The following is a 19168-nucleotide window of genomic DNA, read 5'->3' on the forward strand; positions in this document are numbered from 1 at the left end:
GGCCGATGCTGATCGATACCCATTGCCATCTGGACTTTCCCGACTTCGAGGCGGAGCGCGACGATATCGTCGCACGCGCCCATGCCGCCGGCGTCGCGCAGATGGTGACGATCTCGACGCGGGTCAGAAAGTTTCCGACGATTCTGGCGATTGCGGAAAAGTATCCGACGGTGTTCTGCTCGGTCGGCACACACCCGCACAATGCCGACGAGGAGCTGGACGTGAGCGTGGACGAGCTGGTCCGGCTGGCAGAGCATCCCCGTGTCGTGGCGATCGGCGAGGCGGGGCTCGACTATTTCTACGACAACGCCCCGCGCGAGGCCCAGGCGCAGGGTCTGCGCAACCATATCGCCGCTGCCCGCATCACCGGCCTGCCGCTCGTCATACACAGCCGTTCGGCCGACGAGGACATGGCAGCGATCCTGACGGAGGAGACGGAAAAGGGTGCCTTTCCCTTCCTGCTCCATTGTTTTTCCTCCGGGCCGGAGCTCGCGCGGATCGGCGTCGAACTGGGCGGCTACGTTTCCTTTTCCGGGATCCTGACCTTCCCGAAATCCGAAGAGTTGCGCCAGATCGCAAAGACGGTGCCCGTGGAGCGCATGCTGGTGGAGACGGACGCGCCTTATCTGGCGCCGAAACCCTTCCGTGGCAAGCGCAACGAGCCGGCCTACGTGGCCCATACCGCCGCCGTCCTGGCGCAGACGCTCGGCATCGGCGAAGCAGAGATCGCGGCGATCACCACCGAAAATGCATTCCGCATCTTTTCCAAGATGCCGAGGGTCTGAAACCGTGATCCACACGCGCCGCTTCACCATTCTCGGCTGCGGATCATCCCCGGGCACGCCCAGGATCACCGGCGACTGGGGCGCTTGCGATCCGGGCAACCCGAAGAACCGCCGCACGCGGGCGGCGCTCTTGGTCGAACAGGTGGGGCCCGAAGGGCGCACGACGGTCGTGATAGACACCGGGCCGGACTTCCGCGAGCAGATGATTGCCGCGAAGGTCGGGCATATCGATGCCGTTCTCTATACCCATCCCCATGCCGACCACATTCACGGTATCGATGACATCCGTGGCTTCGTCGTCAACAACCAGAGCCGCATGCCGATCTGGGCGGACGTGTCGACGATGGCGCGCATCCGCGAGGGGTTTCCCTATTGTATCGAGACGCCGCCGGGCGGCTTCTATCCGCCTATCGTGAGCGCCAACCTGATCGATCCGCCGGAAAGGCCCGTCGTCATCAACGGTGCGGGCGGGCCGATCAGCTTCCAGCCGCTTCTTCAGGTGCACGGCGCGATCCACTCGCTCGGCTTTCGCATCGGCGAAGTCGCCTACTGCACCGACGTCAGCGCCTTTCCAGAGGAGACCGCTGCCAGGCTCGGCGGACTCGACCTGCTGGTCATCGACGCGCTGCAATATCGCCCGCATGTCAGCCATTTCTCGCTCGGCCAGGCTCTTGAATGGATCGACAGGCTGAAACCGCGCCGGGCCGTTCTGACCCATATGCACGTGCCGCTCGACTACGATACCGTCATGCGCGAGACGCCGGACCATGTGGAGCCCGGCTACGACCAGCTTGCCATCGAGTTCGATGTGACCGAAGAGGTGAAAGCGTTGGCGGCAGCGGCAGCGGCGAACTGACCCCATCGCGCAGGATGCGCCGGGCACCTGTTTTGTTGCGAGACAGGACAAGCCACGACGCACGGCTGTTGCGTCGTGTGTGGATGCTTTACTTTATGATGTGTCCGTAACTATATGAATAAAATTCTATTTTGCAAAGTAAGGTCTCAGGTTTTCGCGAATCCGATCAAGCACCGTTGCGCCCGACATGTCGGGTGTGAATGATTTGCCGGTGATGGTTTCGTAGGCCTGGATGTAGACCTTCGACGTCTGCTCGATGAGGTCGAGCGGGATTTCCGGGACCGGGTCCTTGTAGGGATCGCAGCGCTCGGTGACCCAGGCGCGGACAAAGTCCTTGTCGAAGCTCTGCGGGCGCGTGCCGGAAGCGAAGGCGTCTTCGTAGCTGTCGGCGATCCAGTAACGGCTGCTGTCGGGCGTGTGAATTTCGTCGGCCAGAACGATGCGGCCGTCCTTGTCGGTACCGAATTCATACTTGGTGTCGACGAGGATCAGGCCACGCTCGGCCGCGAGTTTCTGGCCGCGGGCGAACAGCGCCAGCGCATAGCGCGAGACGGTTTCCCATTGCTCGGCCGTCAAGAGACCCTGAGCGAGGATTTCCTCGCCGGAAAGCGGCTCGTCGTGGCCGCCGTCGAAGGCCTTGCTGGTCGGCGTGATGATCGGCTGCGGCAGCTTTTCGTTGTCGCGCATGCCGTCCGGCAACGTGATGCCGTACATCTCGCGCTCGCCGTTCTTGTACTTCGTCAGGATCGAGGTGCTCGTGGTTCCGGCCAGATAGCCGCGTACGACGACCTCCACCGGCAGGATGTCGAGGCGCGTGCCGATGACGACGTTCGGATCGGGATAGGCCAGGACGTGGTTGGGGCAGATGTCGGCGGTCTCTTCGAACCAGTAACGCGCCGTCTGCGTCAGGACCTGCCCCTTGAAGGGGATCGAGGTCAGGATGATGTCGAAGGCGCTGAGGCGGTCGGTGGCGATGATGATGCGGCTACCATCGGCGAGATCATAGTTCTCCCGGACCTTACCATTGTAGCGTCCCGGCAGCTCGGGGATGAAGGCATCTGAAAGTACGCGCAGTTCGCTCATGGCCAAGTCTCGCATCAAAGGAAAGTCGTAGGGCTAAAGCAGTCATGGCCGCCAAGGTCAAGGCGGTGAACGCCGGGCGGGCGCAATAGGTATCCTATCCTGCCTGCAGCGCTTGCGGAAAACGAAAAAGGGGCGGACCTGCGGGCCGCCCCTTCCATGCTCGTGATGCGAAATGTCAATGCAGGATCTGGCTCAGGAACAGCTTGGTGCGTTCGTGCTGCGGATTGTCGAAGAAGCTCTGCGGGTCATTCTGCTCGACGATCTGCCCCTGGTCCATGAAGATCACGCGGTTGGCCACCTGCCGGGCGAAGCCCATCTCGTGGGTGACGCAGATCATGGTCATGCCTTCTTCGGCGAGCGACACCATCGTGTCGAGCACTTCCTTGACCATTTCCGGGTCCAGTGCCGAGGTCGGTTCGTCGAACAGCATGATTTTCGGCTTCATGCACAGCGAACGGGCGATCGCGACGCGCTGCTGCTGGCCGCCGGACAACTGGCCGGGATACTTGTTCGCCTGCTCGGGGATCTTCACCCGCTCCAGATAGTGCATGGCGACCTTTTCGGCTTCCTTCTTCGGCATCTTGCGCACCCAGATCGGTGCAAGCGTGCAATTTTCAAGGATCGTCAGGTGCGGGAACAGGTTGAAGTGCTGGAACACCATGCCGACCTCGCGGCGCACTTCGTCGATCTTCTTCAGGTCGTTCGTCAGTTCGATCCCGTCGACGAGGATCTGACCCTTCTGGTGCTCCTCCAGCCGGTTGATGCAGCGGATCATCGTGGACTTGCCGGAACCCGAAGGGCCGGCAACGACGATGCGCTCCCCGCGCATCACCTTCAGATTGACGTCGCGCAGCACGTGGAAGTCGCCGTACCACTTGTTCATGTTGATGATATCGATCGCGACGTCGGTCGCTGACACGGTCATCGCTTTGGGCTGGCCCAGGTTTGCCATTGTTTTATCCCCTTGATTATCGTTTGTGGCCCGTGTCGAGCCGGCGTTCCACGAATGCTGAATAGCGCGACATGCCGAAGCAGAAAAGCCAGAAGACGAAGCCTGCGAAGATCAGGCCCGTCAGCGGCGTCACCGGCGTGATCCAGCCGGAATCCCCGAAGCTGGCCTTCACGATGCCGAGCAGGTCGTACATCGAGATGATCGTCACCAGCGAGGTGTCCTTGAACATGCCGATGAAGGTATTGACGATGCCGGGAATGACGAGCTTGATCGCCTGCGGCAGCACGATGAACGCCATCTTGTGGAAGTAGTTGAGGCCGAGCGCGTCGGCTGCCTCGTACTGGCCTTTCGGGATCGCCTGGAGCCCGCCGCGGATGACTTCGGCCATATAGGCCGACGCAAAGATCGAGACGCCGATCAGCGCACGCAGGAACTTGTCGATGTTGTTGCCCGGCTCCAGGAAAAGCGGCAGAAGGACGCTCGCCATGAACAGGACGGTGATGAGCGGCACGCCGCGGATGAGCTCGATGAAGACGATGCAGGCCGTCTTCAGGATCGGCATCTGCGAGCGGCGCCCGAGCGCGAGAAGTATCCCCGCCGGCAGCGAGATGACGATGCCGACGAAGGAGAGGATGAGCGTCACCATCAGCCCGCCCCAGAGCGATGTCTCGACGTGACGCAGCCCGAAGCGGCCGCCCAGCAGCAGGAAATAGGCGAAGACTGGCAATCCGATGAGCAGGAGCAGGGCGTTCAAGCCCTTGCGCGGCACCTTCGGGATCAGGAAGGGCACGAGCAGGGCGACGAAAACGGCTGCCACCAGCAGCGGCCGCCAGAGCTGGTCGCGCGGATAGGAGCCGAACATGAACTGCACGAAACGGTCGCCGACATAGGCCCAGCACGCACCGCTCCAGCCGGTCGGCAAGGCGCCGCCTTGATCGACCGTCAGGCACGCGGTCCGGTCCGTGCCCGTCCAGACGGCGGACAGGAACAGCCAGTCGATCGCCGGCGGCAGATAGTAGAGGATTGCCAGGATCGCGACGATCGTCAGAACACTGTCGCTCCAGGAGGCAAACAGGTTGCGACGGATCCAGCCGTACGCGGATGCATCCGAGATCGGCGGGCTTTCGGCCGGTATGAAGCGCTCACGGACGTAGGAAATATCGGACATCTCAGCGCTCCACCAGTGCCATCTTGGCGTTGAACCAGTTCATGAACAGCGACGTCACGAGGCTGATCGAGACATAGACGAGCATCCAGATCGCGATGATCTCGATCGCCTTGCCGGCCTGATTGAGGATGGTTCCCCCGACGGCTACCAGATCGGCGTAGCCCACGGCCACGGCCAGCGATGAGTTCTTGATGAGGTTGAGATATTGCGAGGTGAGCGGCGGAATGATGATGCGCAACGCCTGCGGCAGCACGACCAGCCGCGTCGTCTGGCCCGGTCGCAGCCCGAGCGCATAGGAAGCTTCGGTCTGGCCCTTCGCCACGCCGCGAATGCCGGCGCGGACGATCTCGGCAATGAACGACGCGGTATACAGCGAAAGCGCCAGGAAGAGGGCGAGAAACTCCGGCCCAATCGACATGCCGCCGCGCATGTTGAACGATCCGGGGATCGCATAGTCGAACGAAAGCGGCATGCCGGCAAATAGAAATACGACAAGCGGCATGAGCACGATCAGTCCCAGGCTGACCATCAGCACTGGCGGACGCTTGCCGGTGGCACGCTGGCGGGCATTCGCCCAGATCGCGAACGCGATCGCCGCGACGATGCCGATGGCGAACGCTGCCAGCACATAGCCGAAGCCTTCGCCGAAGACGGGTGCCGGCATGTAGATGCCGCGGTTCGAGATGAAGAACACCGCATCCGGATTTTCCTCCAGATGCTGGAAGATGGTGCGGATCGACGGCAGCAGCGCGAGCACGCCGAGATACCAGAAGAAGATGACCAGCAGCGGCGGGATGTTGCGGAAGATCTCGACATAGACCGTGCAGAGCCGCGCTATCAGCCAGTTTTGCGAAAGCCGGCCGATGCCGACGAGCAGGCCGACAATCGTGGCGGTAACGATGCCTGCGGCCGAGACGACAAGCGTATTGATCAAGCCGACCTGCAGCGCCCGGAAATAGGTCGAATCGCTGGAATAGGCGATCAGGCTCTGGGCGACGTCGAAGCCGGCACGGCTGTTGAGAAAGCCGAAGCCGGCCGTCATGTTGGCGCGCGCAAGGTTCTGCGAGGCGTTGTGCCAGGCATACCAGATGACCCAGGCGATCACGACGATCGTGACGATCTGGTAGACATAGCTGCGCAGAGCTGGATTGTAGAGAAGCGATACTTTCGGTGGGTCGCCGGACCCGGTACGGGCGTCCGCAATTGCCATTCAGAACCCCTGTCATTGTTTTCGCCCTGTTTTCCGGGCGTTTGTCCTTACAGGGAGGGTGGTGAACCACCCTCCCGATTTTCGAGCGCGTGCGCTACCGCTTAGCGGATCGGCGGTGCGTACTGCAGGCCACCCTTGGTCCAGAGCGCGTTCAGGCCACGGTCGATCTTGAGCGGAGAACCCTGGCCGACGTTACGCTCGAACGAATCGCCGTAGTTGCCGACTGCCTTGACGATCTGGACAGCCCAGTCCTTCGGCAGGCCGAGGTCGGCGCCGAGCGTGGAATCAGCTTCTTCGCCCAGGAAGCGCTTGATGTCCGGGTTGGCGGACTTCTTCATTTCCTCGACATTTTCCTGGTTGATACCGAATTCCTCGGCGGCCACCATCGCGTAGTGCGACCAGCTCACGACGTCGAGCCACTTGGAATCGTTCTGGCGGACGGCCGGACCGAGCGGTTCCTTGGAGATGATTTCCGGCAGGACCATGTGATCGTCCGGATTGGCCATCTTCAGGCGGATCGAGTAGAGGCCGGAAGCGTCGGTCGTGTAGGCGTCGCAGCGGCCGGCGTTGTAGGCGGCATCCGCTTCGTCCTGGGCTTCGAAGACCACCGGCTTGAAGTCCATGTTGTTGGCGCGGAAATAGTCGGCGAGGTTCAATTCGGTCGTGGTGCCGGACTGCACGCAGATGGACGCGCCGCTGAGTTCGAGCGCCGATTTAACGCCGAGTTCCTTCTTCACCATGAAGCCCTGACCGTCATAGTAGTTAACAGCGCGGAAATCGAAACCGAGCTGCGAATCGCGGCTGGTGCTCCAGGTGGTGTTGCGGGCCAGCATGTCGATTTCGCCGGACTGCAGGGCCGGGAAGCGATCCTTTGCCGAAAGCGGCGTGTACTTGACCTTGGTCGCGTCACCGAAGATCGCTGCGGCGACGGCCTTGCAGAGATCCACGTCCAGCCCCGACCAGTTGCCGGCCGAATCCTGCGCGCCGAAACCGGCGAGGTTCGAACCATTCACGCCACACTGTACGAACCCCTTGGCCTTGACGTCCGAAAGCGTATCGGCCTGTGCGGCCTGTGCGCCAATCCCCATGACGGCTGCACCGATGACGGCTGCCACAATCTTCTTTGCCATGTTTTACAACCTTTTTTCTACGTTCTTGTTTGTGCCGCGTCGCGCTGGCTTTGTGCGGGAGCAACGCGCACTCGCAAACCTCCCGGTGCGAGTTGGCCTATCTCATGCGCAAATCGACGCACGGTCAAGAGAGGCAGCCCTTTTTCCAAGCACAGCCGTCCATTACGCGCGAGTTGGGCAATTATTGAGCAAAATCATAGGGAAAATTATCGTTCTCGCCTAAAAATCAAACGGAATGGCCGGCACCGGAAGGGGCTACATGTAACTTCCGCGTGATGGGTTGTTCAGGATTTTTGGCTTGACCGGACAATTCAAGGCGCAGAAAAGTCGCGAATTTAGCAAAAGCACAATTTTCGGAAGCGCGCCAAATGAAAGACAAAGCAGAAGTGTTCGCCGCGGCAGGGCCAAATACCCGTCTCGCGCATGCCGGCAACGACCCCGCGGACTTCTTCGGCTTCGTCAATCCGCCCGTCGTCCACGCATCGACCGTGCTTTTCCCCGATGCGGCCACGATGGAGAAGCGCGCGCAGAAATACAGCTACGGTACTCGCGGAACGCCGACGACGGATGCGCTTTGCGCGGCGATCGACGAACTCGAAGGGTCTGCGGGCACCATTCTCGTTCCCTCCGGCCTGGCGGCCGTCACCGTGCCCTTCCTGGCGTTTCTGTCGGCCGGGGATCACGCGCTCGTCGTCGATTCGGTCTATAGCCCCACCCGTCATTTCTGCGACACGATGCTCACGAGGCTTGGTGTCAGCGTCGAATATTACAATCCTGCTATCGGCGCGGGTATTTCCGCGCTGATGAAGCCAAACACGAAACTCGTGCATCTCGAGGCGCCGGGCTCCAACACGTTCGAAATGCAGGACGTGCGTGCCATCGCCGACGCCGCCCACAGGGGCGGCGCAGTCGTAACGCTCGACAACACCTGGGCGACGCCGCTCTATTTCAGGCCGCTGGACCATGGCGTCGATATTTCGATCCATGCCGCAACCAAGTACCCCTCGGGACATTCGGACATCCTGATGGGCACCGTCTCCGCCAATGCCCAGCATTGGCAGCAACTGTGGGACGGAAATTTCGCGCTCGGCATCTGCGGATCGCCGGACGATTCCTACCAGATCCTGCGCGGCCTGCGCACGATGGGGCTGCGACTGGAGCGCCACCAGGAAAGTGCGCTGCGGCTGGCGGAATGGCTGGAGGGCCTTGACGACGTCGCCCGCGTCCTGCATCCGGCCTTGCCGAGCTTTCCCGGCCACGAACTGTGGAAGCGGGATTTCAAGGGCGCCAGCGGCATCTTTTCGGTCGTGCTTCAGGGCGGGAGCCCGGAGCGTTTCAAGGCAAAGGCGCATGCCTTCCTCGACGCGTTGCGCATCTTCGGCCTCGGCTATTCCTGGGGCGGCTATGAGAGCCTTGCCGTTCACGTCAACCTGAGCGACCGCAAGATCTGCACCGCACCTAAGGAAGGTCCGGTCTTGCGGCTGCAAATCGGCCTTGAGGACGTTGCCGACATCCGCGCCGATATCGAGCGGGGGCTCGCGGCCGCAAGGGCCATCTAGGGCAGAGAGGTCGCGCCCGCGAAAGCCTCAGATCTTCGGACGATAACCGTAGAGCCAGTCGAAATCGGCGGCGAGGCTTTCCGGGCTGCGCAGTGCCAACACGGCATTGCGTGCCAGCGCGACCGGGCCGCGGGCATGATAGGCGAAGCGGTTGAAATCGGCGCGGGAGCGGACCCGGCGGATGCGCTTCCGGCGGCGCGTCTCGAAACCGGAAATCGCCGTTGCGAGCGGGGAGGCGTTCGCGATTGCTTCTGCGAGTTCGGCCGCGTCCTCGATCGCCATTGCCGCTCCCTGGGCCGCAAACGGCGTCGTCGCATGCGCCGCGTCTCCGGTCAGCAGCAAGGCCTCGTCGTCGAACCAGCGCCCGTCGCCGCATTGGTAGAGCGGCCATGCCTGAGGTGCGGCTGCCTGCTGCAGCATTTTCACGATGTCGCCGTTCCAGCTCGCGAACTTGTCCGTGCGCAAGGTCATGCCGGCGTCGCCGGACGGGTGCGACCAGCCATGGGCGCCCGACACGCTCTTGTGGATCGCGACGATGTTGAAGGCCTCCGCCTCGTGGAGGGGATAGGCGACGAGGTGCGCGTGCGGACCGACCCAGGCGGTGACACGCCGCGGGTGCAGGAGCTCCGGTGCGCCTTCGAACGGCACCATGAAGCGCCATGCGACGTGCCCGCTGAACCGCGCCGTGGCGGCACCGGGAACACTGGCGCGCATCTTCGACCAGACCCCGTCCGCGGCGATCGTGAGGTCCGGGCGGGTGCCGATCACCGCGCCGATCGCCTCGCGATCGTAGCGCTCGACGGGCATGCCGAGTTGAAGATGGGCGAGGGGGCATTCGGCCACGGCATCGAGCAGCGCGCGCTGCAATGTTGCACGGTGAAGGATGCCATAGGGCTGATGCCAGCGATGTCGGGCATCGCGGCCGGCGGGAACCTCTGCGAGCGTCCGGAGATTTCGCCCCGAAGCCAGTACGATTCGCTCGGGCTCGATCCACTGCCGTTCAAGCGCCGGCAGCACGCCAAGCGCTGACAGCACGAAAGAAGCGTTCGGCGAAACCTGCAGGCCCGCGCCCACCTCTTCCAAGCTGTCTGCCTGCTCGAGGATGTGGCTGGAAATGCCCTTGCGGGCAAGGCAAAGCGCCGCCGTCAGACCGGCGATGCCGGCCCCGACGATCGCAACTGTCCGGCCGCTCATCGACGGAGCACGTCGGAAGGCATGAGGTCAGGCGGCCTGGTTTGCGAAGGTGCAGCCGACCGGGTTGGTCTGCGTCGCCTTGAGCGACGGGTTGTAGCGGTAGAGCGTCGAGCAGTAGCCGCAGACCTTCTCGTTGTCGTCGCCCATGTCGATGAAGATGTGGGGATGGTCGAAGGGCACCGAGGCGCCGACGCACATGAATTCCTTCACGCCGATCTCGATCACTGCGTGTCCGCCGTCGTTCTGGAAGTGAGGAATGCTGTGGCCAGCCATGGGATGCTCCGATGTGGGTATGTCGTATATCGCGGCGGACCATATAGCCGTTGAATAAAAATGTGTAGCGGCAAACATCAAGTCTCTCGCGAGAAAAAGCAGTCGCGGGCGTTCCATCGCGCGGCAAAGCGTCCTAAGAGCGGTCAGACAGTCGCCTGACAGAGGTACCTCATGAATCTCGATCCTCCGACCTTTTCCCGCTTCCGCCACGAAGGGCTCGAACTCGCCTTTTTCGACGAGGGGGATCCGTCCGGCGCTCCGGTGCTGTTGATCCACGGCTTTGCCTCGAGCGCCAGCGTCAACTGGGTTTATCCCGGGTGGGTAAAGACGCTCGGGGAGGCCGGATACCGGGTGATTGGCATCGACAATCGCGGCCATGGCGCCAGCGACAAGCCGCACGATCCCGCCCTCTATCATCCGCCGTCGATGGCAGGCGACGCTGCGGCCCTGCTCGATCATCTCGGCATCCCCGAAGCGCATGTCATGGGGTATTCCATGGGTGCCCGCATCACTGCCTTCATGGCCCTCGGACACCCCCACCGGGTCCGTTCCGTGGTCTTCGGCGGGCTGGGGATCGGCATGGTCGACGGCGTCGGCGACTGGGATCCGATCGCCGGCGCGCTTCTCGCTGAAACGCTTGACGACGTCGATCACGAACGCGGCCGCATGTTCCGTTCGTTCGCAGAGCAGACGAAATCGGATCGTATCGCGCTCGCCGCCTGCATCACGACCTCGCGCGATCTTCTGACGCCGGCAGACATGGCACGCATCGACGTGCCGGCATTGGTGGCCGTCGGCACGAAGGACGACATTGCAGGCTCCGCGCACGCGCTCGCCGAACTGATGCCGAACGCCCGGGCGCTGGACATCCCCGGACGCGATCACATGCTGGCGGTGGGCGACAGGGTGTTCAAGAAGGCGGTGCTGGAGTTCTATGCCGCGGTCGACGGGCGCCAATAGGTGGTGCATGTGTGAGGCATTTCGCTTGGCAGCCGTTTGCTCTATAACTGGAGCCGTATGCGAGAAGGAGTAGGGCGATGGTCGCCAGCAACGAGAAGCGAGCCGACGAAAAGCTCAAGGTGATGGATCCGATCTGGGATAGCCTTCAGCAGGAAGCGCGCATCGCAGCTCAGGAGGATCCGCTGCTTGCAGCATTCCTCTATTCGACCGTGATCAACCAGCCTTCGCTGGAAGCGAGCGTCATTCACCGGATCTGCGAGCGTCTCGACCATCCGGACCTGCAGGCGAACCTGCTGCGCCAGACCTACGAGGAGATGCAGGCGGCCTGGCCGGAGTGGGGCTCGATCCTGCGCGTCGACATTCAGGCCGTCTACGACCGCGATCCGGCGTGCACGCGCTTCATCGAGCCGGTGCTCTATTTCAAGGGCTTCCACGCGATCCAGACCCACCGGCTGGCGCATTGGCTTCACATTAACGGCCGGCGTGACTTTGCGCTCTATCTGCAGAGCCGTTCCTCGAGCGTCTTCCAGACGGATATCAATCCGGCCGCGCGCATCGGCAAGGGGATCTTCCTCGACCACGCGACCGGCCTCGTCGTCGGCGAGACGGCGGTGATCGGCGACAATGTCTCGATCCTGCATAACGTCACGCTCGGGGGAACCGGCAAGGAAGGCGGCGATCGCCATCCCAAGATCGACAACGGCGTTCTGATCGGCGCGGGTGCCAAGATACTCGGCAATATCCATATCGGCCATTGCTCGCGCATTGCCGCCGGCTCGGTGGTGCTGAAGGACATGCCGCCGAAATCGACCGTCGCTGGCGTCCCGGCCAAGGTGGTGGGCGAGGCCGGCTGTTCCGAACCGTCGCGGGCCATGGACCAGATCCTGCACGGCGCAGGCTTCGACATCTGAACGCAAATCTGCTGGAAACTGGCCTCATTGAGGGTTTACAGCACCCCGCTCAGGTGCGAGAAGCGGCGCGAACGAACCGATACGGAGACGCAATCGTGAAGCCCGAAGAGATCAGGAAGCTTGAGGCCTACTTCAAGCGGAACTTCAACAAGGATATGGTCATCAAGGCGCGTCCGAAGAAGGACGAGTCTGCGGAAGTCTATCTCGCGGACGAGTTTCTGGGCGTCGTGTTCCGCGACGAAGAGGATGGCGAACTCTCCTACAACTTCTCGATGGCGATCCTCGACATCGACCTCTAAAAGTCTCCTTCTCGAAGGAATTCTCGTGAACCCGGCGCGCCCAGGCGCCGGGTTTTTGCGTTTTGTACGCTTCCGTCATCAAGTATTTGCAATCGTTGACTAATATTGCGATGCGGCAATTCGTTGACTTTATTGTGCATTGCATATAATTTTCGGTCATCTGAACGGAACGAAAGGAGCGTCCCATGTTCAACTTGGAAGAGGCCAACAAGAGGGGGAAAGAAGCCGTGGACACCGTCGTGAAGAGCTATTCTTCCTTGGCCAAGGGCATGCAGGCGATCGCCACCGAGGCGACCGACTATTCCAAGAAGTCCTTCGAAGAGGGCCTTGCGCATTTCGAGAAGCTGTCGAGCGCGAAGAGCTTCGAAGCAGCCTTCGAACTCCAGACGTCGTACCTGAAGAAGAGCTACGAATCCTATATCGCGGAAGCGACGAAGATCGGCGAGATGTATTCCGATCTCGCGAAGGATGCATACAAGCCCTACGAGGCGCCGGTTGCCAAGGCAACGGCCGCGGCAAAGGCAGCCGTCGCCGCCTGATCGCGCCATTCCCGATTCATGAAAAAGCCGGCGACACGCTCGTGTCGCCGGCTTTTCTGTTTCTTCCTGGCGCCTTTTCCGATGGGCGCGCTGACCGCGCTTCGAACGATGGCGGCCCGCTATCGGCAATACCTCAGGCCAGAATGAAATCGCCCGTGTCGAGGTCGGCTTTCTCAAAATTCTTCAGAAGAAGAATATCGGTCGCGGCAAACTTGAGCTGAACGTCGTCGTCGACCTGCGCGGCCTTTTTCACAACCGAGGAAATGCCGTCGAAGCCGTAACTGCGAAGATCGATCTGGTCGGCGCCGTCCTGGAATTCCAGGATGGTGTCCTTGCCGTATCCCTTCTTGAAGACGAAGGTGTCGCTGCCCGGGCCGCCGGTCAGCGTGTCGTTGCCGCGGCCGCCATCCAGTATGTCGGCGCCGCCTGCACCCTTTAGGACATCATTGCCGCCGCCGCCCGCGAGACGGTTGGCAGCGCTGTTGCCGATCAGCTTGTCGGCATAGGCCGTTCCCGACAGATTTTCGATCGAGGAGTACTTGTCGCCCTTGGCGTCGTTCGTGTTCGCTGAGGGGGAGAGGAGGCTGACGGTCACGCCCTTCGATGCCGTCTCGTAAGAAGCGGTGTCGATCCCCTTGCCGCCGACAAGCCTGTCCGCTCCGCTGCCGCCGATCAGGATGTCCTTGCCGGCTCCACCGTCCAGCGTGTCGTTGCCCTTGCCGCCGGTCAGCCTGTTGGCGCCGTCGTTGCCGGTCAGTTTGTCGGCATAGGCCGAGCCGCTGAGGTGCTCGATCGACGAGTAGCTGTCGCCGGCAGCGTCGTTGGTGTTGACGGATGGCTTGGCGAGGCTTGCGACGACACCGGCGCGGGCGGAAGAGTAGGATGCGGTGTCGTGGCCGGTCCCGCCGATCAGCTTGTCTGCACCTGCACCGCCGGCCAGAATGTCGTTCCCGCTACCGCCGTCCAGCGTGTCCTTGCCGACGCCGCCATACAGGATGTCCTTGCCGCCAAGGCCGTACAGCTTGTCGTTGCCGCCGTTGCCGTAGAGCGTGTTGTTCGCCTGGTTGCCGCTGAGGGCGTCGTTGCCGGATCCGCCCTTGGCGTTCTCGATCAGCGAGCGCGTGTCGCCCTCGAACAGAAGCGCGTTGAAGATATTGCCGCGGGCATAGTGGTTGTTGCCGAGATTGGCGAGTTGCTCGTCGCTGAAAGCGGAGTAGGAGCCCGGCGCGAGATCGATCTTCAACGCGGTCTGATAGGCCGACAGATCGTACGTATCGACGCCGCCGCCGTCCCAGATGGTGGCGAAGATGCGGTTGGCGCCCGGGCTGATGGCGGCCTGGCCATCGACATAGGTCTTGCCGCTTGAAGGATTCCATTTGTAGGTGGTGCTGCCGGAATTGGTGGTGTAGTCGGCGCCATACATGTACTGCAGCGCCTGAATATCGGCCATCATGAAGGTCTGCGGCCCGCCGAACTCCTCATAGAGGTATCCGGCGGAGAAGTCCGCACCCTCATAGCTGCGGTAGGTCATCACGGTATATTCGATCGAGTCATACTTTGAGGGCATGGTGGCCAGCCCTTCGCCGCTGTGGGCGTGATTGAGGCCCAGGGCGTGCCCGAGCTCATGGATCACCGTGTGCCAGGCGTAGTTGCCCGCAACCGGGTTACGCATGTCGAGGCTGGTCCCAGCATATTCGGTACCCAACCAGAGATCGCCCGCCTCTTCGTATTCGCCGGGAAAATAGGCCTTTGCGGTTTCGTTGTCATAGGTCGATTCCGCGAAGCGAAGATTGGCGGTCGTGGCACTCCCTTGCGAGAAATTCAGCTTTGTGAAGCCTTCCACCGCGAAGCCGTCATTCGCCTTCGCGCCGTAGGACTGCTCCATGGCGAAAAGCGCAGTCGAACGAACCTTGGCCGAAACCGCGCCGAAGCCATAAAGCGGCTCAAGCGACTCGGAATAATCGTACTGGGTGCTCGATGTCGGAAAGGCGTAGGTGACGCTGCCGCTCCAGGCGATGTCGCCAAGGACGGAATCGACAAAGTCGGAGCCGGTCGCCGATATCGACTTGGTGGTCTTTCCAATTCCGGTCATTCAATGTTCCTTGTACGAATGCAGTGGCGAACGGATCGCGAAATGATCGGCGCTTTTCACCACGACTATAGGTCGATTCTCAATATTTCGTCACGTTCCGGCGACCTCCGGTCAGTAACTCCGGGTTCTGATGTGGGCCGCCGCAGTCATGTCAGCGCCCGCGGCAAGGCACATCGCCATCGCTCAAGTTCTCCCGTGTACTGCGATGCGGAGTACGAAAGACAACGACGCAGCCATTCTGGAAACAAGCGACCGGCAGGCCGCTCTATCCGTCGATAGCGGGCGAATATGCCCGTCTCAAGGCATCGTCTGATCGCATGTCTTGTCCTGATCATCCAATACCGGTGCATATTTCGGGAACACGGAGCCGGACCGGCAAGACGCAAACAGCAGTTCTCGGAAATCGGAAGGCGGAGGTTGATTGGATTGACCGCGCCAAACGTCCTATGCAAAAGCGTGCACAAATGTCCGGTTCCCTGTTTCGTGCATCGGCAAATCACATGCGAAGCAAATCGGATTCGAAACGGTCATTCCTGATGACTGGCGTCGCCAACGTTGCTTCATCTTGCGGATTCAACGGTTAGTGGGCGGCGGCCGAAGCAGGAGGACCTCGCACGGGTCCCCCGCTTCGGCCGGTTCCGCGAACGGCGGGCGCACGATCAGGCAGTCGGCTGCGGCGAAGATCTTCATCATCGACGAATCCTGTTTCTCGAACGGCGTGGCGACCATCGCGCCGTCCTCCCGCAGAGCAAGCCTTGCGCGCAGGTGATCCTGACGGTGATCGTTGCCGGACAGGGACGATCCCGCCACCGCGATCGCGCGGCGCTCGGGCCCGGGCAGGCGCGCAAGCCTCCGGACGAGCGGATCGAGAAAAAGCAGCGAACAGACCATGGCGGAGACTGGATTTCCGGGCAGGCCGACGATCTGCATCCCTCCCAGCCGACCGACCATCAGCGGCTTTCCCGGACGCATGGCGATACGCCAGAAATCGAGCTCCATCCCCGCGGAACGCAGGACCGGCTGGACCAGGTCGAGATCCCCCACCGATGCGCCGCCGAGCGTGACCAGCACGTCGGCGCCGCAGGCCCTGGCCCAGTCGACGGCATCGAGGATGGCGTTGCTGTCGTCACCGGCGATACCAAGGTCGATCACTTCGGCTCCCGCCTCGCGGGCGATCGCGGCAACGCCATAGCCGTTCGAGGCGACGATCTGGCTGGCGCTCAGCGCCGAACCGGGCGGCACGAGTTCGTCACCGGTGGCAAGCAGCGCCACCTTCGGCCTGGCATAGACTTGAAGCACGGGATGATTCATGGCGGCGGCAACGGTGAGCCTGCCGGCGTCCAGCAGTTCGCCTTGTCGCAGCACGCATTCGCCTTCGACGAAGTCCTGTCCGCGGGGGCGGATATGGCGGCCCTTGGGCGGAACGAAGGTGGTGCGGATGCGCCCACCGTCCAGCGCCTCGGCGTCCTCCTGCAGCAGCACCGTATCGGCGCCGGCGGGGACCGGGGCTCCCGTGAAAATCCGTACGGCTTCGCCCGTTCCGACGGTGCCGGAGAAGGCGTGGCCGGCCGCGGCGCGGCCAATGACGTTCAGCGCGGAGCCAAGTTCGACGATGTCCTCATGGCGAAGCGCATATCCGTCCATGGCGGAACTGTCGAAGGGCGGCTGGGTCAGTCGGGCGGTCACGTCGCCGGAGAGCACGCGCCCGCAGGCTTCGTGCAGCGGGACGCTCTCGCTCTTGTCCGGTGGACTTGCCGAATGCAGCAGACGTTCAAGCGCATCCTCGACCGGCAAAAGCGACATGTCTAACCGTGCTCCCCTCGCTGATAATCTCCGGAGCGGCCGCCGGACTTGGCGACGAGCCGAATTCCGCCGATCTCCATCTCCCGGTCGGCAGCCTTTGCCATATCGTAGATCGTCAGGCAGGCGACGCTGACGGCCGTCAACGCCTCCATTTCGACGCCGGTGCGCCCGGTGAGCTTCGCCGTGGCCTCGACCCGCAAGCCGGGCAGGGCGGCGTCTTCGGTAATTTCGACAGCAACCCTGGTCAGCATCAGCGGGTGGCAAAGCGGAATGAGATTGGCCGTCTGCTTCGCCGCCATGATGCCGGCCAACCGGGCTGTGCCGATCACGTCGCCCTTCTTGGCATCGCCGTCGCGGATCAGTTGCAGGGTCTCCGGCCGCATCCGCACCATACCTTCGGCAACCGCGATCCGGACGGTCTCCGCCTTGTCGCCGACATCAACCATGTTGGCCTCGCCCGAGGCACCGATATGCGTCAGGGCGCCGCCGGCCGTCATCACTCTGCCGCCATCATCGGATCGCTTCCGTTGAGAAGCGTGCGGGTGGCGGCGGCGACATCGTCCTTGCGCATCAGGCTTTCGCCGACGAGGAAGGTCGAGATGCCCGACGCCTTGAGGCGTTCGCAGTCAGCATGGGTGAAGATGCCGCTTTCGCCGACCAGAAGCCGGTCTTCCGGCACCATGCGGGACAGACGTTCGGAAACCGCAAGATCGACCTCGAACGTGCGCAGATTGCGGTTGTTGATGCCGAGCAGCTTGGATTTCAGATTGAGCGCCCGTTCCATCTCCGCTTCGTCATGCACCTCGACGAGAACATCCATGGCGAGCGAGAAGGCGTGGTCCTGCAACCGTTTGGCTTCGTCGTCGGAAAGCGAGGCCATGATCAGGAGAATGCAGTCCGCACCCCAGGCGCGCGCTTCCTGAACCTGGTAGGTGTCGAACATGAAGTCCTTGCGCAGAGCCGGAAGCGCGCAGGCCGCACGGGCCTGCGTCAGGTATTCTGGTGCGCCCTGGAAGCTCGGGCCGTCCGTCAGCACCGAAAGGCAGGCAGCCCCGCCTGCTTCATAGGCCATGGCGAGCGCCGGCGGATCGAAGTCCGGCCGGATCAGCCCCTTGGACGGGCTCGCCTTCTTGATCTCCGCGATAAGTCCGAATTCACCTCGCGCCTTCTTCGTCAGCAGGCTGGCGAAGAAGGCGCGCGGCGGCTCCTGGTCGCGGCAGATCGCGCGCAGGTCGGCAAGCGGCACGCGCGCCTTGGCCGCCTCGATTTCCTGGCGTTTGTAGGATTCGATCTTCTTGAGAATATCGGTCATCGGCAGAGCCTACCCCTGAAGTTCGGCGTTGGAAACCGCGACGAGTGTCTCGAGCGCTCGACGCGCGCTGCCGCTTTCCAGCGACTGGCGGGCAAGCGCCATGCCCTCGGCGATCGAGCCGGCCTTGCCGGCGACCAGCAGGGCGGCGGCGGCATTTGCAAGCGAAATGTCCCGGTAGGGCGTCTCGGCGCCGCCGAGCACCGAAAGGAGGGCTTCGGCGTTATGCGCACCGTCGCCGCCACGCAAATCGTCCAGCGTCACCTGCGGCAGGCCGAAATCGGCCGGCGTCAGCTCGAAGGTGCGGATGCGGCCATCCTCGAGCGCGGCAACCTGCGTGGTGCCCGTGGTAGTGATCTCGTCGAGACCGGAACCGTGGACAACCCAGATCCGTTCGGAGCCGAGATCCCGCAGGACTTCGGCCACCGGTACCAGCCATTGCGCCGAGTAGACGCCTAGGAGCTGCCGCTTGACGTTGCCGGGGTTCGACAGTGGACCGAGCAGGTTGAAGATCGTCCGCGTGCCGAGCTCCACGCGAGACGGGCCGACATGCTTCATGGCCGGGTGGTGGAGCTGGGCGAACATGAAGCCGAGGCCGGCCTCGGCCACGCAACGGGCGATCGCATCCGGCCCGATATCGAGCTTGACGCCGAGGCAGAAGAGGGCGTCGGCCGTACCTGACTTGGAGCTAAGCGCCCGGTTGCCGTGCTTGGCGACCGGCACACCGGCGCCGGCGACGATGATCGAGGCCAGCGTCGAGATGTTGTAGGTGCCGGCACCGTCTCCACCCGTGCCGACGATGTCGATCGCGTCGGGCGGAACGCTGACGGGGAGCATGCGGGCGCGCATCGAGCCGACGGCGCCGTAAATCTCGTCCACAGTCTCGCCGCGGACCCGCAGCGCCATCAGGAAGCCGCCGATCTGCGAGGGCGTCGCCGAGCCGGACATGATGATCTCGAAGGCGCCGCGCGCCTCCTCGCGATCGAGCGGCGCTCCGGTGGCGACCTTGGCGATGAAGGGTTTCAGGTCAGACATGTGGTGCGGA

General features: G+C 62.7%; 19 protein-coding genes. 7 read left to right on the forward strand and 12 right to left on the reverse strand.

Annotated elements, in window-relative coordinates:
- Positions 1–5: 5 nt before the first annotated feature.
- Entirely contained in the window at positions 6–785 is a 780-nt protein-coding gene (locus tag CRO48_RS09090; protein ID WP_097138360.1) for a TatD family hydrolase, read from the forward strand.
- Positions 786–789: 4 nt separating this feature from the next.
- Complete coding sequence (locus tag CRO48_RS09095) at positions 790–1641, forward strand: MBL fold metallo-hydrolase (RefSeq protein ID WP_176526701.1); 852 nt, start codon at positions 790–792, stop codon at positions 1639–1641.
- A gap of 126 nt (positions 1642–1767) precedes the next feature.
- Here CRO48_RS09095 and CRO48_RS09100 read toward each other — a convergent pair whose 3' ends face one another.
- The 5 genes from CRO48_RS09100 to CRO48_RS09120 all read right to left on the reverse strand — a co-directional run bounded on the left by CRO48_RS09100 (position 1768) and on the right by CRO48_RS09120 (position 7184).
- Positions 1768–2715, reverse strand: a complete 948-nt coding sequence (locus CRO48_RS09100; RefSeq protein WP_097138750.1) for a phosphoribosylaminoimidazolesuccinocarboxamide synthase — start codon at positions 2713–2715, stop codon at positions 1768–1770.
- Positions 2716–2899: 184 nt separating this feature from the next.
- Entirely contained in the window at positions 2900–3676 is a 777-nt protein-coding gene (locus CRO48_RS09105; protein ID WP_097138364.1) for an amino acid ABC transporter ATP-binding protein, read from the reverse strand.
- Between the two features lie 16 nt (positions 3677–3692).
- Positions 3693–4844 carry an amino acid ABC transporter permease gene (locus CRO48_RS09110; protein WP_097138366.1) on the reverse strand — a complete coding sequence of 384 codons (1152 nt, stop codon included), beginning with the start codon at positions 4842–4844 and terminating at the stop codon, positions 3693–3695.
- Position 4845: 1 nt separating this feature from the next.
- Positions 4846–6054 carry an amino acid ABC transporter permease gene (locus CRO48_RS09115; protein WP_097138368.1) on the reverse strand — a complete coding sequence of 403 codons (1209 nt, stop codon included), beginning with the start codon at positions 6052–6054 and terminating at the stop codon, positions 4846–4848.
- 101 nt (positions 6055–6155) lie between these two features.
- Complete coding sequence (locus CRO48_RS09120) at positions 6156–7184, reverse strand: amino acid ABC transporter substrate-binding protein (RefSeq protein WP_097138370.1); 1029 nt, start codon at positions 7182–7184, stop codon at positions 6156–6158.
- A 368-nt stretch (positions 7185–7552) separates the two neighbouring features.
- On the opposite strand from CRO48_RS09120, the gene CRO48_RS09125 reads away from it, so the two are divergent.
- Positions 7553–8743: a cystathionine beta-lyase gene (locus CRO48_RS09125; RefSeq protein ID WP_097138372.1), complete on the forward strand. Its 1191-nt coding sequence runs from the start codon at positions 7553–7555 to the stop codon at positions 8741–8743.
- Between the two features lie 27 nt (positions 8744–8770).
- Here CRO48_RS09125 and CRO48_RS09130 read toward each other — a convergent pair whose 3' ends face one another.
- Together CRO48_RS09130 and CRO48_RS09135 are read right to left on the reverse strand one after the other, a co-directional pair.
- Positions 8771–9937: an FAD-dependent monooxygenase gene (locus CRO48_RS09130; protein WP_097138374.1), complete on the reverse strand. Its 1167-nt coding sequence runs from the start codon at positions 9935–9937 to the stop codon at positions 8771–8773.
- 27 nt (positions 9938–9964) lie between these two features.
- Entirely contained in the window at positions 9965–10210 is a 246-nt protein-coding gene (locus tag CRO48_RS09135) for a zinc-finger domain-containing protein (protein ID WP_097138376.1), read from the reverse strand.
- Positions 10211–10381: 171 nt separating this feature from the next.
- Between CRO48_RS09135 and CRO48_RS09140 the strand changes: the two genes are divergently transcribed.
- The 4 genes from CRO48_RS09140 to CRO48_RS09155 all read left to right on the forward strand — a co-directional run bounded on the left by CRO48_RS09140 (position 10382) and on the right by CRO48_RS09155 (position 12919).
- Entirely contained in the window at positions 10382–11170 is a 789-nt protein-coding gene (locus tag CRO48_RS09140) for an alpha/beta fold hydrolase (protein WP_097138378.1), read from the forward strand.
- Positions 11171–11247: 77 nt separating this feature from the next.
- On the forward strand, positions 11248–12081 hold the full coding sequence (cysE, locus tag CRO48_RS09145; protein ID WP_097138380.1) for a serine O-acetyltransferase: 834 nt from the start codon (positions 11248–11250) through the stop codon (positions 12079–12081).
- 95 nt (positions 12082–12176) lie between these two features.
- A complete protein-coding gene (locus CRO48_RS09150) occupies positions 12177–12380 on the forward strand; it encodes a DUF3126 family protein (protein WP_097138383.1) in 204 nt (67 codons plus the stop codon).
- Between the two features lie 185 nt (positions 12381–12565).
- On the forward strand, positions 12566–12919 hold the full coding sequence (locus tag CRO48_RS09155) for a phasin family protein (RefSeq protein WP_097138385.1): 354 nt from the start codon (positions 12566–12568) through the stop codon (positions 12917–12919).
- Between the two features lie 133 nt (positions 12920–13052).
- Here CRO48_RS09155 and CRO48_RS09160 read toward each other — a convergent pair whose 3' ends face one another.
- From CRO48_RS09160 to trpD, 5 genes are all read right to left on the reverse strand, one after another.
- Positions 13053–15011, reverse strand: coding sequence for a M10 family metallopeptidase (locus tag CRO48_RS09160; protein WP_097138387.1), 1959 nt, complete (start codon positions 15009–15011; stop codon positions 13053–13055).
- Positions 15012–15584: 573 nt separating this feature from the next.
- A complete protein-coding gene (locus CRO48_RS09165) occupies positions 15585–16814 on the reverse strand; it encodes a molybdopterin molybdotransferase MoeA (protein ID WP_097138389.1) in 1230 nt (409 codons plus the stop codon).
- Positions 16815–16816: 2 nt separating this feature from the next.
- Entirely contained in the window at positions 16817–17311 is a 495-nt protein-coding gene (gene moaC / locus CRO48_RS09170; RefSeq protein ID WP_097138391.1) for a cyclic pyranopterin monophosphate synthase MoaC, read from the reverse strand.
- Positions 17311–18126 (reverse strand): indole-3-glycerol phosphate synthase TrpC, encoded by an 816-nt coding sequence (gene trpC / locus CRO48_RS09175; protein WP_097138393.1) that lies wholly within the window; start codon positions 18124–18126, stop codon positions 17311–17313. Before trpC ends, moaC begins: the two co-directional genes overlap by 1 nt.
- Before the next feature lie 9 nt (positions 18127–18135).
- A complete protein-coding gene (gene trpD, locus CRO48_RS09180) occupies positions 18136–19158 on the reverse strand; it encodes an anthranilate phosphoribosyltransferase (RefSeq protein WP_097138395.1) in 1023 nt (340 codons plus the stop codon).
- Positions 19159–19168: the final 10 nt, after the last annotated feature.

The organism is Rhizobium subbaraonis, from assembly GCF_900220975.1.
Lineage (GTDB): Bacteria > Pseudomonadota > Alphaproteobacteria > Rhizobiales > Rhizobiaceae > Mycoplana > Mycoplana subbaraonis.

What these genes read in the sequence shown, in the direction of transcription:
- CRO48_RS09090 (WP_097138360.1), top strand. Translation starts at nt 6, where the DNA reads ATGCTGATCGATACCCATTGCCATCTGGACTTTCCCGACTTCGAGGCG.
- CRO48_RS09105 (WP_097138364.1), bottom strand. Translation starts at nt 3,676, where the DNA reads ATGGCAAACCTGGGCCAGCCCAAAGCGATGACCGTGTCAGCGACCGAC.
- CRO48_RS09110 (WP_097138366.1), bottom strand. Translation starts at nt 4,844, where the DNA reads ATGTCCGATATTTCCTACGTCCGTGAGCGCTTCATACCGGCCGAAAGC.
- CRO48_RS09115 (WP_097138368.1), bottom strand. Translation starts at nt 6,054, where the DNA reads ATGGCAATTGCGGACGCCCGTACCGGGTCCGGCGACCCACCGAAAGTA.
- CRO48_RS09120 (WP_097138370.1), bottom strand. Translation starts at nt 7,184, where the DNA reads ATGGCAAAGAAGATTGTGGCAGCCGTCATCGGTGCAGCCGTCATGGGG.
- CRO48_RS09125 (WP_097138372.1), top strand. Translation starts at nt 7,553, where the DNA reads ATGAAAGACAAAGCAGAAGTGTTCGCCGCGGCAGGGCCAAATACCCGT.
- CRO48_RS09130 (WP_097138374.1), bottom strand. Translation starts at nt 9,937, where the DNA reads ATGAGCGGCCGGACAGTTGCGATCGTCGGGGCCGGCATCGCCGGTCTG.
- CRO48_RS09135 (WP_097138376.1), bottom strand. Translation starts at nt 10,210, where the DNA reads ATGGCTGGCCACAGCATTCCTCACTTCCAGAACGACGGCGGACACGCA.
- CRO48_RS09140 (WP_097138378.1), top strand. Translation starts at nt 10,382, where the DNA reads ATGAATCTCGATCCTCCGACCTTTTCCCGCTTCCGCCACGAAGGGCTC.
- cysE (WP_097138380.1), top strand. Translation starts at nt 11,248, where the DNA reads ATGGTCGCCAGCAACGAGAAGCGAGCCGACGAAAAGCTCAAGGTGATG.
- CRO48_RS09155 (WP_097138385.1), top strand. Translation starts at nt 12,566, where the DNA reads ATGTTCAACTTGGAAGAGGCCAACAAGAGGGGGAAAGAAGCCGTGGAC.
- CRO48_RS09160 (WP_097138387.1), bottom strand. Translation starts at nt 15,011, where the DNA reads ATGACCGGAATTGGAAAGACCACCAAGTCGATATCGGCGACCGGCTCC.
- CRO48_RS09165 (WP_097138389.1), bottom strand. Translation starts at nt 16,814, where the DNA reads ATGTCGCTTTTGCCGGTCGAGGATGCGCTTGAACGTCTGCTGCATTCG.
- moaC (WP_097138391.1), bottom strand. Translation starts at nt 17,311, where the DNA reads ATGACGGCCGGCGGCGCCCTGACGCATATCGGTGCCTCGGGCGAGGCC.
- trpC (WP_097138393.1), bottom strand. Translation starts at nt 18,126, where the DNA reads ATGACCGATATTCTCAAGAAGATCGAATCCTACAAACGCCAGGAAATC.
- trpD (WP_097138395.1), bottom strand. Translation starts at nt 19,158, where the DNA reads ATGTCTGACCTGAAACCCTTCATCGCCAAGGTCGCCACCGGAGCGCCG.